Below are 352 nucleotides of genomic sequence, written 5' to 3' on the forward strand. Positions count from 1 at the left end.
GCGCCTTTCCGTGTATAACCTCTTTGACGAAGACTTCTGGCAAAGCGAGGCAAACAATACCTATTATTATGCTCCAGAACGTAGGGTTTACTTCACCCTGGAACGCATCTTTTAACTCCGCCGGCAAGGCTTTCCAGAAGAGGTGAGCCTGTATTTGCTCTGGGAACAAAATCAGGGCATTGCCCCCGGCTTATTCTAAAAGTTCGACATACTGCCCCCATCTGGTGACATCTCTCGGGGCATAGATCGACCTTCTCCCACAGCACTATATAACGCTCTTTCCCCCTTATCTCATAACGCTCCAATTTTGGCTCGTCCAATCCCAACTCAGACCACCGCCCAGTCAACGGAT

1 pseudogene is annotated in these 352 nt (G+C 49.7%); it reads right to left on the reverse strand.

The window, feature by feature from the left end:
* Positions 1 to 92: 92 nt before the first annotated feature.
* Positions 93 to 352 (reverse strand): annotated as a pseudogene (locus EZM41_RS13935) (hypothetical protein); the annotation flags it as partial.

The sequence above is a fragment of the Acetomicrobium sp. S15 = DSM 107314 genome, assembly GCF_016125955.1.
Classification (GTDB): Bacteria; Synergistota; Synergistia; order Synergistales; family Thermosynergistaceae; genus Thermosynergistes; species Thermosynergistes pyruvativorans.